Source organism: Caproiciproducens sp. MSJ-32, from assembly GCF_018918055.1.
Classification (GTDB): Bacteria; Bacillota; Clostridia; order Clostridiales; family Clostridiaceae; genus Clostridium.
Map to the genome: position 1 here is coordinate 1 of NZ_JAHLPS010000124.1, position 14,815 is coordinate 14,815.

Below are 14,815 nucleotides of genomic sequence, written 5' to 3' on the forward strand. Positions count from 1 at the left end.
CAGGCTTATCTCCCCCAAGAGTCCACATCGACGGGGAGGTTTGGCACCTCGATGTCGGCTCGTCTCATCCTGGGGCTGGAGTAGGTCCCAAGGGTTGGGCTGTTCGCCCATTAAAGAGGCACGCGAGCTGGGTTCAGAACGTCGTGAGACAGTTCGGTCCCTATCCGTCGTGGGCGTAGGAAATTTGAGAGGATCTGTCCCTAGTACGAGAGGACCGGGATGGACAGACCGCTGGTGCATCAGTTGTTTCGCCAGAGGCACAGCTGAGTAGCTAAGTCTGGACGGGATAAGTGCTGAAGGCATCTAAGCACGAAGCCCCCCTCAAGATAAGATTTCCCACCGAAAGGTTAAGACTCCAAGTAGACTACTTGGTAGATAGGCCTCAGGTGTAAGAGTAGCAATACTCTTAGCTAAGAGGTACTAATAAGTCGAGGGCTTGACCAGAAATATAATGTATTGTTTAGTTTATGACCTAACCCCATTTGCGAAATGTATTTAGAGCAAATGGATGGTAGGTCAAACGCAAAGAATTTCCAAATTATATAAACGTAGCGAACAAATAATTTGGTGAATGAGACTGCGGTTGTCAATAAAAAAATACATAAAACATCTGGTGGCAATGGCAAGAGGGATACACCTGTATTCCATACCGAACACAGAAGTTAAGCCTCTTAGCGCCGATGGTACTTGGGTGGAGACGCCCTGGGAGAGTAGGACGCTGCCAGATTACATAATAAATCTAAATATAAAGTCCTATTTCGTAGGTCGAAGTAGGGTTTTTTTTATTGTAAAAAAACCTTGAAAAAAAATTTTTTTATAGTATAATATTATTTAGTACTTTATCGCATTAAATAGATAAAATATTTTAAGGAGAATAAATATGTTTATACTTAATATAATAAAATTGAATATACAACTTCACCATCATCATAGGTAGGGACTGTAACCTAGACTAGAAATAGTTCATAGGTACAATCCCTAATTGTGTTTGCCTAATTTGGCAATACTTTAATAAAATATCTTATATTTTATTAAGCTATTTTATATTTTGGGATTGTACCTATGATGATATAGAAGAAAAAATACAGGAATCATATAGGTACATCTATATGGTTCCTGTATTTTTTATTATTATGCTTTTTATTTTATTAAAAATATTATTAAAAGGTAAGGTGAATTAAATGGAATATTTAAAAATTGAAGATGAAATAAAATATCATAGTCAAAAATATAGAATACAAAGGGAGATTGAAGATATGTTTATAGAAGAAGGTTATTTTTATATTGAACCATCACTATATGAGAATTTAGATGAGCTTGAATCCTTTTATAAAAAAATAGGTAAAGAGTCTTTGGTTAAAATAATAAATGGAAATTCTGATGTAGTAGCATTAAGACCTGATAATACCACTAATATAATAAAAAATATTATTCCTAAATGGAAACAAGGAATGCAACTTAAATTATTTTATAATTCTTCAATATTTAAAAATGTAAATAATTCAAATATTGAAGAAATAAAACAATTAGGAATTGAATATTTAGGAGGATTTGATTTTGAGTCTGATATAGAAGTAATAGTTCTAGCATTGAATATTTTAAATAAGTTTAATGATAAGTTTATAATGGAAATATCCAATAGTAAGTATATCTATGGACTTTTAGAAGATATAAATATAGATAAAATACAAGAAAAACAATTAAAAAATATTATATATAGAAAAAATAAGTTTGAAATGTTTGATTATATTAAAAAATTAAATTTACCAAGTAAAATAATAGATTGTTTGGCAAATATATTTGAATTTCAAGGTAATATTTCTCAGGTTATAAAAAGAGCAGAAAAGTTTTATACAAACAAAATTATGGAAAAAGCTTTAGAGGAACTGATAATTTTAGGAGATTTTATTAAAAAAGAAGGATATTCAAAATATGTTTGTTTTGATTTATCTATGATTACAGAATTAGATTATTATGATGGGGTTATATTTAAAGGATATTATCCCAATAGTTTTAAAGAAATTATAAAAGGAGGTAGGTATGATTCTTTCACGGAATATTTTGGGGAAAAAGTTTCAGCTATAGGTTTTTCAGTAGAATTAGATGAAATTGCTAATATTATAAACACAAGGAGGTAAACAATATGGATTCTATAAGCATAGCTATATCAAAAGGTAGGATTGGCAAAGAAGCTTCTACTGTTTTTAAAAAAATTGGATTAGGGGATTCCATAGATATTAATTCTAGGAAACTTATTTTTAAAGATGAAAAAAATAAAATTAATTATATATACGTAAAGCCTTTAGATGTAGTTACTTATGTACAAAATGGAGTTGCAGATTTAGGGGTGGTAGGAAAGGATATTATACTGGAAAAGGATAGTGATGTGTATGAAATTTATGATTTAGGATTTGGAAAATGTAAGTTTGCAGTAGCTGGGAAAAAAAATAAACACACTTATTCCAAAGATAAGTTACTTAAAGTTGCAACATCCTATCCTAATATAACTAAAAAGTATTTTGATAAGAAACAACAAAAAATTAAAATAATAAAATTAAATGGTTCTGTAGAATTAGCTCCGTTAGTAGGTTTATCAGATGTAATAGTGGATTTAGTAGAAACAGGCAATACATTAAAAGCCAATGGACTTTATATAATAGAGGAAATGTTTGATATAAGTGCAAGGCTTATATGTAATCGAATAAGTTATAGATTTAAATATGATAGAATTTTTAATTTAGTTGAAAAGTTAAAGGAGTTGAAACATTAACATGATAAAAGTTATAAAAAATAAAAATTCAGAGGATAAAAAATTTATAGAAAAACTATTAAAAAGAAACCAATTAGAAATAGAAAAGATAAATAATCAAGTAAAGGATATATTATATCAAGTAAAAACTTATAAAGATGAAGCATTAAAAAAATATACTAAAGAATTTGATGGTGTTTGGATAGAAGATTTTTTAGTCTCTAAATATGAAATGGAAGAAGCTATGAATAATATAAATACACAACTAAAAGAAGACTTGATTAATATTAAAGAGAATATTGAAATATATCATAAAAAACAATTAAAAAAATCTTATTTCATAGAAAAGGAGAATACTATATTAGGTCAAATTATAAAACCTATAGAAAAAGTTGGCGTATATGTACCAGGTGGAAAAGCTGCCTACCCTTCTACAGTACTTATGAATGTTGTCCCTGCTAAAATTGCAGGGGTAAAGGAAATAATAATGATTACTCCTCCTGATAAAGACGGAAATATAAAGGATTCTATTCTTGCAGCAGCTCATATATCTGGAGTAGATAAAATATATAAAGTAGGTGGTGCTCAAGGTATAGGAGCTCTAGCTTTTGGAACAGAAAGTATTCCTAAAGTAGATAAAATAACAGGACCAGGCAACATATATGTAACAATAGCTAAAAAACAACTTTTTGGATATGTAGGTATAGATATGCTAGCAGGACCAAGCGAAATTTTAATAATTGCAGACAAATGGGCTAATCCTAAATATATTGCAGCTGATTTAATTTCACAAGCAGAGCATGATGAAAGAGCAGCAGCAATATTAGTAACATCCTGGGAACCAATTGTAAAAGAGGTACTATACCAAATAGAACTTCAAATTAAACATAATGACAGGAAGGAAGTTATAAAAAAAGCATTAAAAAACTATAGTGCCATAATAATAACAGATTCTTTGGAGGAATCTATAGAAATAGCCAATGAAATAGCACCAGAACATTTAGAAATATTAACTGAAAATCCTTTTGATATATATAAAAATATTAAAAACGCAGGAGCCATTTTTTTAGGAGAATATTCTCCTGAACCTTTAGGGGATTATTTTGCAGGTACTAATCATATTTTACCTACAAGCTCCACATCTAGATTTTCCTCCCCTTTATCTGTAGATGATTTTATTAAGAAAACTTCACTTATATATTATGATAAAGAAGCTTTGATGAAATCAAAGGATTGTATTATAAGAATGGCTAAAGAAGAAGGGTTACCAGGTCATGCTAATTCAATAAAAATAAGATTTGAGGAGATGTAATATGTGAAATTAGTAAAAGAAAATATTGAAAATATAAACAAATATGAACCAAATAAAAAACCCTATAGGATAAAATTAGATGCTAATGAGGGGAAAAACATATTTTTTTCAGATATAGGTGATGAATTAAAATTAAATTTATATCCAGATGGTGATTCTTCATTATTGAGGGATGAAATAGGAAAATATTTAAATGTAGATCCTAATAATATAGTAGCAGGAAATGGTTCTAGTGAGATGATAGAATTGGTCATGAAAGCATTTATAGATAAAGGAGATATTATTTTAAGCTTTATTCCTACTTTTAGTATGTATCATATATTTAGTCAAATTTATTCAGCTAAGTTTATAGGCATTAATAGTAATGAAAATTTTGTTCAAGATGTTGATGTATTAATTGAAGAAGCAAAAAATATAAAACCTAAAATTATATTTATATGCAATCCTAACAATCCCACAGGTTATTTGATGAATAAATATGAAATTAAAAAGCTACTAAATAGTACAGATTCCCTAGTAGTTGTTGATGAAGCATATATAGAATTTGCTCAAGGTTCCATGGTGGAATGCATCTCCCAATATGAAAATTTAATAGTATTAAGAACATTATCTAAAGCTTTTGGGCTTGCAGCTATAAGAGTAGGTTATATGATATCAAATAAACATATAATCGATATTATAAACAAAGTAAAGTCCCCTTATAATTTAAATTCTATAAGTCAGTATGTAGGTGTGAAGGCTTTGAGAGAAAAGGAGAAAATGTTTCAATATGTAGAAGAGGTAAAAAAAGAAAGAAAATATCTTTATAATAAACTAAAAAAACTTCCTATAGAAGTATATCCATCTAATGGCAATTTTATATTTTTTAAATCTGAAGTTTCTAAACTTGATGAAAAATTAAATGAAAAAGGAATATTAATACGAAGTTTTTCTAAAGATTTGGAAAATCATTATAGGGTTACTGTAGGAAATAGATGGGAAAATGAAGAATTTATAAAAAGTTTAAAGGAGATTTTAGAAAATGAGAACAGCTAAAATTACAAGAAAAACAAATGAAACTAATATATTGGTATGTATTGATATAGATGGAACAGGTGAAAATCAAATTGATACTGGTATAGGTTTTTTAAATCATATGCTTAATTTAATGACCTTTCATGGCAAATTTAATTTAAAAGTAATTTGTGAAGGTGATTTACATGTAGATGATCACCATTCTGTAGAAGATATAGGAATCGCTTTGGGACAAGCTTTTAATGAAGCATTAGGTGATAAGAAAGGTATTCAAAGATATTCAAGTATTTATATTCCTATGGATGAATCTTTATCCCTTGTAAATATAGATATTAGCGGTCGCCCATATTTAATATTTAATGTTGATTTTAAATCTGAAAAATTAGGAGAAATGAATACTCAAAGTTTTAAGGAGTTTTTTAAAGCTTTTACTTATCACTCTGGAATTACTCTCCATATAAATTTATTATATGGAGAAAATGATCACCATAAAATAGAATCTATATTTAAAGGTTTTTCCAGAGCATTAAAGGAAGCTACAATGATAATTTCAAAAGATTTACCATCTTCTAAAGGAGTAATATAAAAATAGAAAGGAAGATAATTATGTTAATATTACCTGCAATTGATATTAAAGATAATAAATGTGTAATGCTATCTCAAGGGAAATTTAACCATATGAAAGTATATTATTCAAATCCCATAGAAGTAGCATTAAAATGGCAAGAAGAAGGAGCTAACTATTTACATTTGGTAGATTTAAATGGTTCAATAGGAGATAATTTAATAAATAAAAAATCCATAGAAAGAATTATTAAAGAGGTAAATATTCCTGTTCAAGTAGGTGGAGGAATAAGGGATGAAAAGAAGGTAAAAGAAATTTTAGAGTTAGGAGCTAGTAGAGTAATTATAGGGACTGTTGCAGTAGAAAATATGGAGCTTTTACAAAAATTAATAGGTATATACGGAAATGAAAAAATTGTAGTCTCCATTGATGCAAAATATGGAAGAGTTGCAACAAGAGGTTGGGAAACTATAAATGAAATAAATTCCATGGATTTATGTAAAATACTTGAGAAAATAGGGGTTAGCACTGTAATATACACAGATATATCAAAGGATGGTATGCTTACAGGTCCAAATTTTAATATATATAGAAAACTAAAGGAAAATACAAATCTTAATATTATTGCTTCAGGAGGTATATCTTCATTAGAAGATGTAAAATTATTAAAAAAACTAGATTTATATGGAGCAATTATTGGAAGAGCTTTTTATGAGAATATATTAAGCTATAAGGAAGTGATAGAATGTCTATAGTAAGAATAATCCCTTGTATTGATATGATAAATGGAAGAGTAGTCAAGGGTAAAAATTTTAAGAATATAGTTGATGTAGATAGTATAGATTATTTGGTAGAATACTATTGTAATACAGGAGCTGATGAAATTATTTTTTATGACATAAATGCTTCTATTGAAAAAAGGAAAACTGATCTTCTATCGATTAGTAAAATAGTTTCAAAAATAAATATACCATTTTGCGTAGGAGGAGGAATAACTTCTGTTGAAGATGTTGAAAATTGCATAAATATTGGAGCAGAAAAAGTATCCATAAATTCTGCAGCTATAAAAAATCCTAACTTAGTTAAGGAAATAGCTATGCAATTTGGCAGTAAAAGATTAGTTGTAGCTGTTGATGTAAAAAAGAACATGGAAGGTGGATGGAATATATATACAAATGGGGGTAGTTTAGATACAGGATTAGACGCAATAGATTGGATTAAGAAAGTAGTTGATTTAGGAGCTGGAGAAATAGTGGTAAATAGCATTGATACAGATGGAATGAAAAATGGCTATGATATTGAGTTATTAAAAACAGTTAAATCTGCTGTAGATGTTCCTATAATTGCATCAGGAGGAGCTGGAAAATTTGAAGATTTTTATAATGTTATTCTATTAGCAAATGTTGATGGGGTTTTAGCAGCTTCTGTATTTCATTATGGGGAAATTAAAATTTGTGATTTAAAAAAATATTTAAAAAGCAAAGGAATTTCTTTGATAAATGAAAAATAATTTTAATGGAAAGGTGGGAGTTAAAATTAATAAAAAAGTTCAAGATATAATAAAAGAAATAAAATTTGATGATAGAGGATTAGTACCTGCTATAGCTCAAGATGTGAAAACTAAAGAGGTATTGATGCTTGCTTATATGAATAGAGAATCCATCGAAAAAACTTTTCAAGAAGGTGTTGTATATTATTATAGTAGAAGTAGAGAAAAACTGTGGAAAAAAGGAGAAACTTCAGGAAACATTCAAAAGCTCAAAGGTTTTTATTATGATTGTGATAAGGATAGTATTTTATTAATAGTAGAGCAAGTAGGAGTAGCTTGTCATACTGGAAATTATTCATGTTTTTTTAATAAAGTACTGGAAACAAAATATAAAAATATAAATATAATTGAAGAACTTTATTCCTTATTGGAAGATAGAAAGAATAATCCTAAAGAAGGTTCCTATACCAATTATCTATTTAGAGAAGGAATAGATAAAATACTTAAAAAAATAGGAGAAGAAGCGTCAGAAGTAATAATTGGAGCTAAAAACAATAGAGAAGAATTAATATATGAAATAAGTGACTTAATATATCATACATTAGTCCTTATGGTAAATGAAAATATATCCTTAAATGATATAGAAGAAGAACTTATTAGCAGAAGAAGTTAATAGTAATAGGATAGCCTCCTTTCTAATATTATTAGTTAGTGGAGAGGAGGCTTATAATGAATAAACATTGGATTAAAATTGCATCTATATATGTGGGTACTGTAATAGGAGCAGGATTTGCTTCTGGAAGGGAAATAATAGAATTTTTTGGAGTATATGGTATCAAAGGAATATGGGGTATTGTTATAGCAGGTTTATTATTTTCTCTAGTAGGAAGTTTATTATTAATTAAAATATATAATAAAAAAATAAATGGTTTTGATGAATTAGTATTAAATATATTTGGGAAAAGATTTGGTTTTGTATTGGATACTATAATGATATTTTCATTGTATACTGGATTTAGTGTTATGGTGGCTGGAAGTGGTGCCATATTTAAACAGGAATTAAATCTTTCCTTTAATATTGGAGTTATATTTATGATAATATGTGCTTTTCTGGTTTTTCTATTTAGTTTAGAAGGATTGTCTTTTATCAATTCTATATTAGTACCTTTGTTGATTATTGGGATAATATTTATCACCCTTTATGTAAATATAAATGGTGGATATAATTTTTCTAATGTTGAGGGAGCTAATATAACCAAAAAAGGAAATTTCATAACCTCATCTTTATTATATTTTGGCTCCAATTCATTAATTATAATCATAGTATTTTCTTCCCTTCTTCCTCTAATTGATAGTAAAAAAACAGCTGTAATAGGAGGAATTTTAGGAGGTATTATATTATTTGTCCTTGGATTATCCATATTGACTTCTATTCTTGCATATTATAATGAAGTATTTATTCTAGATATTCCCATGTTAAAAGTATGCGACTATGTAGGAAAACATTATAGAAAAACCTATGCAATAATTTTATGGATAGCTATGTTTACTACTGCATTGGCAAATGGTTTTGGATTTATTAATAGGATATCTAAAGATAAAAATAATATATTTTCTACAGCTTTATTTTGTATATCTACTATTCCATTAGCTAAAATAGGTTTCTCTAATCTAGTGGGAGTTTTATATCCAATATCTGGATTGATTGGTATTATGGTGATGATAGGAATTTTTATTTTGTAGTTTGTTTTTCTGTTATAATATTATTAATACAAAAAATATTAGGAGCTGATAAAGTGCCTTATGTAAAAATATTAGATAAAAACATATATTATAGGGAATATGGCAGTGGTGAACCTATAGTATTTTTAAATGGAATGATGATGAGTACTAGTAGTTGGACTCCTTTTGCTAAAATTGTATCTAAAGATTATAGAATGATAACTGTTGACCTATTAGATCAAGGTAGATCTGATAGTTGTGAAGATAACTATACTATAGATACTCAAGTGGAATTTTTAAATCAATTTTTAAAAAAATTAAATTTGAAAAAAGTTCATATATTGGGAACTTCCTATGGTGGGAAAGTAGCTTTAACTTTTGCCATAAAGCACCCTACAAAGGTAAAGTCTTTAATACTCTCCAATACAGATAGTTATACTACTAATATCATGAGAGATATAGGAAGAGGTTGGATTTATGGAGCTTCAACTTTGGACGGTGAAATTTTTTCTACTCTAATTATGCCCTATATATATTCCTATCATTATTATGAAAAAAATTATGAAGAAATTAAAGCAAAGGGAAAGACTTTTGAAAAAATGTTAAATGAAGAATGGTATCAAAGATTTAAGAGGGGTATAGAAAGTGCAAGAAACTTTAATGTATATGATGAACTTAAAAATATTAAAAGCCCAACATTAATAATAAGTTCTGAATTTGATATTATCACACCTATAGGATATCAAAAGCTTATTCACGAAGAGATAGAAGGCTCTAAATGGATAATAATTAAAAGAGCTGGTCATGCTTCAATGTATGAAAAACCAGAAGAGTTTATATCAATAGTAATGGATTTTTTAGAAAGTATAAAAAATATACAATAATTCCTATAAAAACTGGGAAAAAATGGACTGCAAAAAGAACTGTCCCTTTTGCAGTCTTTTTATACGAAAGGTAAATACTTATTATCTTCAGATTTATATAGTTTTTTAATGTTTTTTTCTATGATTCTAATTCCTTCAACTATTTCTTCATTGGATACTGCACCAAAACTTAAGCGTATATAATTAGAATATATACTGTCATTTATAAAAAATATTTTACCAGGAACTATAGCTACATTGTTTTCTTTACATTCATTATATAATTCAACACAATCTATGTTTTCTGGTAGTTTTACCCAGATACTAAGTCCCCCGTTGGGTTTGACAAATGAAATATCATATTTTTTAAGTTTATCTAATTCTTGTATCATAGTATTATACTTATTCTTATAAACTTTTTTTACAGTATCTATATGTTTTTTCCAGTATCCTTTTCTTAAAAATAGATCAAAAGCTCTCTGTAAAAATCCAGAGGAAGAAACATCTGTTGTATGTTTAGCTTTTATAATATCTTTAAATAATTTTTCTGGAACGGTCATAAAGCCCATCCTTATCCCTGGCATAAATATTTTAGAAAAACTTTTAATATATATGACATTATCCGTATGATCTATTGATTTTAATGGTAACTTTATATTCTCATCATAATTTAGATCTGTTAAGAAATCATCTTCTATAATATATATGTTATATTTTTTACTTAAATTTATTAATTCTCTTTTTTTATCTTCACTATAGGAATAGGTTGTAGGACTTTGATAGTTAGTCATCATATATATGAATTTTGGACTATATCTTTGGATATACCTATTTAAAATTTCTAAATCCATTCCATCTTTTTTCATAGGAATACCAATTATTTTAGCACCTCTGGATTGAAAAGCAGCTATAGCTCCAGAATAAGTTGGGTTTTCTACTAATACAGTATCTCCTGGAGAAATTAAAGCTTTAGTTATTATATCTATTCCTTGCTGTCCACCAGATATTACTAAAATTTGGTCTTTTGGCACATTTATATTGTAATTTTTACTTAAGAAATTGCAAATAGATTCTTTAAAAGGTTCATATCCTGTTATTTCTGGATATAAAAAGGCATTTCCTTTATCTCTGTCTAAAACTTCAATCAACGATTGTTTAAATTGGGCAATAGGAAACATTTCAGGAGTTGGAGATACAGTAGCCAGATTAATGCTATCTTTAGAAATAGGTAGAATTCCCCCTGTCATTAGTTCCATATTTTCGTCTTCCATATAAGAAACATTTAGATTATAATTAGGGCTTCTTACATAAGTTCCACTGCCTTTAACAGAATATATATAGCCTTCTTGTTCTAGCAATTTATAGGCGTTTACAATTGTTATGTTATTAACTTCTAATTTTTTTGCTAAATTTCTTATAGAAGGTAATTTTTCTCCTTCTTTTATTTCTTTCTTTTCTATCATATCTTTGATATTATTATAAAGTTGTATATATAATGGAGTGCTTAGATTTTTATTGATTAACATATTTATAACCTCCATTTAATGTATCGATACATTAATTATATCAGATATAAAAATATCTACAACAAAAACTAGAAGGAATTATTAAAAAGGTATAGAATTATAACAAGGGTGATGTGATATGGCGGAGAAAAAGCAGGAAGGAAAAACTCATATTGGATTTAAGATATTTATTATACTTTTACTAGTAATTATATTGTTTTTTTTAAATGAAGAAAATCAGATGAAATTTATTCAATTTATAAATGGTAATTTGTTTGCTAATCTAGAACCAACAATAGAAAAATCTATACCTATAGGAGAGGGTATAGAAAAGGTATTTATCCATGGAGAAAGTATAGTTCTTTGGGAAGATAATAAACTTACTAAATTGGATTTTGATGGTAATAAACAATGGGAAAGAGACTTTATATTTGATAATACAGGAATATCTGTTGGAGAAAAATATATCTATGTATTTGAAAAACCGTCTGGAATAATTCATTTTTTAGACACTAATGGAGAAACTGCCCATAGGGTAGATTTAGAGACTCCTATTATGAATATAGTAGAAAAGGATAAAAATGTTCTAGTTCATATTATAAAAGGAAATAAAGAAGGAATAAGTACATTAGATATGGAAGGTAATACAATAGATGAAGTTCTTATTGGGGACAAAAATATATTGACCTATGATATAAACGAAGATAATTTTACATATATAATATCTAGTTTAAAATTAGATAAAAATGAAATAACATCGGAAGTACAGGTATTTAAAAAAGGAAATGAACTTTTATTAGAAAAAGAAATTAAAGATGAAATGATACTGTATACAAATTTTATAGATAAAGATAAAGTATTAATAATGACAGATGGCTCTTTGTATATGTTAAAAGGAAAGGAAATATTATGGGAGAAGGAGTTTCAATTAATAAAGGATATATATGTTGATGGTTCAAAAATATATATCCTTTATGGTAATACTCTAGAAACTATATCTACAGATGGGGAAATTCAAGAGAAAACTTCTTTTACTGAAGAGTATAAGAAGATATTACCTTTTAATGGATACTTAATTGTTTATGGTGATGAATATATATTAGGACTAAAAAAAGAAGAAGAATTATTTAAATATAAAAGCGAAGAGCCTATACTGAAAATAATAGAAGAATTGGATAAGTTAATATTAATTCATGAAGATAAAATAGAGCTGATGAAATTTGAGAAAAAAGCATAGGATATGGTGATTTTTATGAACTGGATAGATATAACAATGATTATAATATTGATATTTTCAATGATAAATGGTTTTAAATTAGGACTTATAGTGTCTATATTTAGTATATTGAAGATTATAATATCTGTTATTATAACTAAACAATATTACCCTCTTATATATGAGTATATAATTGATAAACCTAAAATATATAATATATTTAATACTATAGTTGAGTTTATACTTAATATATTATTTTACACTAAAAATAAACAAGATTCAGGATTTATTCCTGATTTGATTTCAAAAGGATTGGTAAAAATAATTATCACATTTTTTGCCATAGGATTGGTATTTTGGGTATCTAATAAATTATTAAACTTAATTATGAAACTTTTCTCTAATATTTTTAAAGTACCAGTACTTAAACAATTAAATAAAGTAGGAGGTATATTATTTGGATTAGTTAAGGGACTTTTTATTATATACCTATTAAACTTAATATTATATCCAGTAGCTTTTATTTTTCCTAAATCTTTTATAGGAAAAGCTATATCTGATTCATTTGTGTTTAATTATTTAAAAGAGCAGATATTTATAATATTTAGCAACAAAGTTTATATTTAATAGAAGCTATAGTAGAATAATCCCAAGTACTTGGGATTATTCTACTACTATCTCAACTTTTTCTCCATCTTCTGATTCTATGTCTACAAGTTTACCCATTGCCCCATTTTTAATAGCTTCAAATAATTCTTTTAAATCATTTTCGTTAATATCAGCTTCTTTTAATTCTGGAACAAAGGCTGGACCAAATTTTCCTGCCATTTTCATGCCTACATCTATTAAAGCTATTGGTATGGTGACATTGATTTTGGTATTATCATCAGGATCAAAAACTTTTATTTTAAGCCATTTTGCTTGTTTGTTATCTACATAAGTTTCTTCAACATTTTCTAAAGCATCTAATAAATTAATACCTTCTTCAGGAGTAATTTTTCTTTCTTCAATCATCTTTAAAATTTGTAGTTTTTCTTCCTTTAAATTGTTTTCCATATTAATCCTCCTTCCATACTTTTATTGACCCATTGGAAGTAGACGCAGTAAATTTAAAGTGATCTAATTCCTCATTAAAATTTTTACTATGGGCTATAACTTTATTTTTTTGTTCATTGACTTTATATATCAAATTAGGTATCTCTAAATATATATTTCCACTGGAAGTTTCTAAATCAAAATAATATTCTTTATTAATATTTTCTATTTCTATAGCTCCATTAGAATTATGAATTATTCCCCTTTGAGAAGTTTTATAGCTTCCTCAGAGGTAATTTCTCCTTTACTCAATCTTTCTAATATTTCCTTTCTATCTACCTCAGATTCAGTATATTTTGGGCTGTAACCTAGAGCAGATATTACATCTTCTAACTTGTTTCTAACAGTGGGATAGGATATTCCCAACTCCTTTTCAATTTCTTTAATATTTCCCCTATTTTTAATGAATACCTCAACGAATTTTTTTTGTTCATCTGTCAGCTTACAAAATTTACAAATGGAAAAGTGACCTTCTATTTTAGTGTAGCAATTATTACAACTTAAACTAGTCACTTCTAATTCATTCCCACATACAGGACATCTTCCTAATACTTCTCTTTTCATAATTTATCATCCTTTACAATACACTTATTTTAATCTTAGTACTATCTCCATCTTCTATATCTACCATATCAAAAGGTCCATATTTTTTTAATTCATTAAATATTTTTCTTAGGTCTTCACTATTGATAGATTCCAATATAGATTTTGTTTCTTCATCAATATCATTAACAAATTTTAGTGCAATGGATCCTAATCCAAGTCCCAGACTGATAAACAAATCTAATAGCCAAAATGGAATTGCTGGTAATTTAATATTCTTATCTTCATCTGTAATGTAAATTTTTATTTTAGAAGCTTTTCTTTTTGGAAGTTTTAGATTTTCATGGACATTTTTAATTTGATCTAAAGCTTCATTAGTAGTAATTTCTCCTTTATTTAATTTTTTTAATATATTTCCAATTTTTTCTTTCAATGAAATTCCTCCTATGAAAAATTGAATAAAAGGATTCAATATATTAAAGTATAATAAGTAAATAAAATAAATTTAATTTCATAATTTATTTCTTTAATATTATAATAGTATTATTTTTCAAAAATGTCAATATAAATATTAATTATTTTAATATTTATATTAAAATAATTAATATACAATCTTAAATACTAAAATTTACTTTAAAGGCAAGTAAAAAATCCCTCCAATTTTTAGTTTATAAGTATATTATACTATTTTTTAAAAGCTATAAATATAGTTATAATCTATAGGTTGCTACTTATATATAGA

The 14,815-nt window shown here is 27.0% G+C and carries 16 protein-coding genes and 2 rRNA genes; 14 read left to right on the top strand and 4 right to left on the bottom strand.

Translation table 11 applies throughout. The features are described from left to right. The 12 genes from KQI16_RS12370 to KQI16_RS12425 form a co-directional block, all read left to right on the top strand. Positions 1-444: ribosomal RNA gene (locus KQI16_RS12370) — 23S ribosomal RNA — on the top strand; the annotation flags it as partial. Positions 445-609: 165 nt separating this feature from the next. Beyond that, positions 610-727, top strand: a 5S ribosomal RNA gene (gene rrf / locus KQI16_RS12375). Positions 728-1,181: 454 nt separating this feature from the next. After that, entirely contained in the window at positions 1,182-2,138 is a 957-nt protein-coding gene (locus tag KQI16_RS12380; protein WP_132027630.1) for an ATP phosphoribosyltransferase regulatory subunit, read from the top strand. Positions 2,139-2,143: 5 nt separating this feature from the next. Further along, positions 2,144-2,770 carry an ATP phosphoribosyltransferase gene (gene hisG, locus KQI16_RS12385; RefSeq protein WP_132027632.1) on the top strand — a complete coding sequence of 209 codons (627 nt, stop codon included), beginning with the start codon at positions 2,144-2,146 and terminating at the stop codon, positions 2,768-2,770. A gap of 1 nt (position 2,771) precedes the next feature. Continuing rightward, the gene (gene hisD, locus KQI16_RS12390; protein ID WP_132027634.1) at positions 2,772-4,061 is read left to right on the top strand and encodes a histidinol dehydrogenase; all 1,290 of its coding nucleotides are present in this window, start codon (positions 2,772-2,774) and stop codon (positions 4,059-4,061) included. 3 nt (positions 4,062-4,064) lie between these two features. After that, complete coding sequence (hisC, locus tag KQI16_RS12395) at positions 4,065-5,096, top strand: histidinol-phosphate transaminase (RefSeq protein WP_216434838.1); 1,032 nt, start codon at positions 4,065-4,067, stop codon at positions 5,094-5,096. After that, positions 5,083-5,661 (top strand): imidazoleglycerol-phosphate dehydratase HisB, encoded by a 579-nt coding sequence (gene hisB / locus KQI16_RS12400; RefSeq protein ID WP_216434841.1) that lies wholly within the window; start codon positions 5,083-5,085, stop codon positions 5,659-5,661. Before hisC ends, hisB begins: the two co-directional genes overlap by 14 nt. A 20-nt stretch (positions 5,662-5,681) precedes the next feature. Then, the gene (gene hisA, locus KQI16_RS12405; protein ID WP_216434843.1) at positions 5,682-6,395 is read left to right on the top strand and encodes a 1-(5-phosphoribosyl)-5-[(5-phosphoribosylamino)methylideneamino]imidazole-4-carboxamide isomerase; all 714 of its coding nucleotides are present in this window, start codon (positions 5,682-5,684) and stop codon (positions 6,393-6,395) included. Beyond that, complete coding sequence (gene hisF, locus KQI16_RS12410; protein ID WP_216434845.1) at positions 6,386-7,150, top strand: imidazole glycerol phosphate synthase subunit HisF; 765 nt, start codon at positions 6,386-6,388, stop codon at positions 7,148-7,150. The genes hisA and hisF overlap by 10 nt, the downstream gene beginning before the upstream one ends. Beyond that, positions 7,140-7,802, top strand: a complete 663-nt coding sequence (gene hisIE / locus KQI16_RS12415) for a bifunctional phosphoribosyl-AMP cyclohydrolase/phosphoribosyl-ATP diphosphatase HisIE (protein ID WP_216434847.1) — start codon at positions 7,140-7,142, stop codon at positions 7,800-7,802. The genes hisF and hisIE overlap by 11 nt, the downstream gene beginning before the upstream one ends. 56 nt (positions 7,803-7,858) lie before the next feature. After that, positions 7,859-8,872 (top strand): YkvI family membrane protein, encoded by a 1,014-nt coding sequence (locus KQI16_RS12420; protein ID WP_216434849.1) that lies wholly within the window; start codon positions 7,859-7,861, stop codon positions 8,870-8,872. 53 nt (positions 8,873-8,925) lie between these two features. After that, entirely contained in the window at positions 8,926-9,735 is an 810-nt protein-coding gene (locus tag KQI16_RS12425; RefSeq protein WP_216434850.1) for an alpha/beta fold hydrolase, read from the top strand. A gap of 59 nt (positions 9,736-9,794) precedes the next feature. Here the strand turns inward: KQI16_RS12425 and pdxR are convergent, their stop codons facing one another. Continuing rightward, positions 9,795-11,240, bottom strand: a complete 1,446-nt coding sequence (gene pdxR / locus KQI16_RS12430) for a MocR-like pyridoxine biosynthesis transcription factor PdxR (protein WP_286173130.1) — start codon at positions 11,238-11,240, stop codon at positions 9,795-9,797. Positions 11,241-11,358: 118 nt separating this feature from the next. Here pdxR and KQI16_RS12435 point away from each other — a divergent pair, with 118 nt between their 5' ends. Next, positions 11,359-12,456: a DUF5711 family protein gene (locus tag KQI16_RS12435; RefSeq protein WP_216434854.1), complete on the top strand. Its 1,098-nt coding sequence runs from the start codon at positions 11,359-11,361 to the stop codon at positions 12,454-12,456. A 15-nt stretch (positions 12,457-12,471) separates the two neighbouring features. Further along, positions 12,472-13,062, top strand: coding sequence for a CvpA family protein (locus KQI16_RS12440; RefSeq protein WP_216434856.1), 591 nt, complete (start codon positions 12,472-12,474; stop codon positions 13,060-13,062). A 36-nt stretch (positions 13,063-13,098) separates the two neighbouring features. On the opposite strand, the gene KQI16_RS12445 is transcribed toward KQI16_RS12440, so the two are convergent. The 3 genes from KQI16_RS12445 to KQI16_RS12455 all read right to left on the bottom strand — a co-directional run bounded on the left by KQI16_RS12445 (position 13,099) and on the right by KQI16_RS12455 (position 14,506). Then, a complete protein-coding gene (locus KQI16_RS12445; RefSeq protein ID WP_132027654.1) occupies positions 13,099-13,491 on the bottom strand; it encodes an SHOCT-like domain-containing protein in 393 nt (130 codons plus the stop codon). A gap of 234 nt (positions 13,492-13,725) precedes the next feature. Continuing rightward, the gene (locus KQI16_RS12450; RefSeq protein WP_216434862.1) at positions 13,726-14,094 is read right to left on the bottom strand and encodes a DUF2089 domain-containing protein; all 369 of its coding nucleotides are present in this window, start codon (positions 14,092-14,094) and stop codon (positions 13,726-13,728) included. 13 nt (positions 14,095-14,107) lie between these two features. Beyond that, entirely contained in the window at positions 14,108-14,506 is a 399-nt protein-coding gene (locus tag KQI16_RS12455; RefSeq protein WP_216434864.1) for a hypothetical protein, read from the bottom strand. Positions 14,507-14,815 lie beyond the last annotated feature (309 nt).

Coding starts and splice junctions, on each gene's coding strand:
- hisA (WP_216434843.1), top strand. CDS start 5,682: ATGTTAATATTACCTGCAATTGATATTAAAGATAATAAATGTGTAATG.
- KQI16_RS12420 (WP_216434849.1), top strand. CDS start 7,859: ATGAATAAACATTGGATTAAAATTGCATCTATATATGTGGGTACTGTA.
- hisIE (WP_216434847.1), top strand. CDS start 7,140: ATGAAAAATAATTTTAATGGAAAGGTGGGAGTTAAAATTAATAAAAAA.
- hisF (WP_216434845.1), top strand. CDS start 6,386: ATGTCTATAGTAAGAATAATCCCTTGTATTGATATGATAAATGGAAGA.
- KQI16_RS12380 (WP_132027630.1), top strand. CDS start 1,182: ATGGAATATTTAAAAATTGAAGATGAAATAAAATATCATAGTCAAAAA.
- hisG (WP_132027632.1), top strand. CDS start 2,144: ATGGATTCTATAAGCATAGCTATATCAAAAGGTAGGATTGGCAAAGAA.
- KQI16_RS12450 (WP_216434862.1), bottom strand. CDS start 14,094: ATGAAAAGAGAAGTATTAGGAAGATGTCCTGTATGTGGGAATGAATTA.
- KQI16_RS12445 (WP_132027654.1), bottom strand. CDS start 13,491: ATGGAAAACAATTTAAAGGAAGAAAAACTACAAATTTTAAAGATGATT.
- KQI16_RS12435 (WP_216434854.1), top strand. CDS start 11,359: ATGGCGGAGAAAAAGCAGGAAGGAAAAACTCATATTGGATTTAAGATA.
- hisB (WP_216434841.1), top strand. CDS start 5,083: ATGAGAACAGCTAAAATTACAAGAAAAACAAATGAAACTAATATATTG.
- hisD (WP_132027634.1), top strand. CDS start 2,772: ATGATAAAAGTTATAAAAAATAAAAATTCAGAGGATAAAAAATTTATA.
- KQI16_RS12440 (WP_216434856.1), top strand. CDS start 12,472: ATGAACTGGATAGATATAACAATGATTATAATATTGATATTTTCAATG.
- pdxR (WP_286173130.1), bottom strand. CDS start 11,240: ATGTTAATCAATAAAAATCTAAGCACTCCATTATATATACAACTTTAT.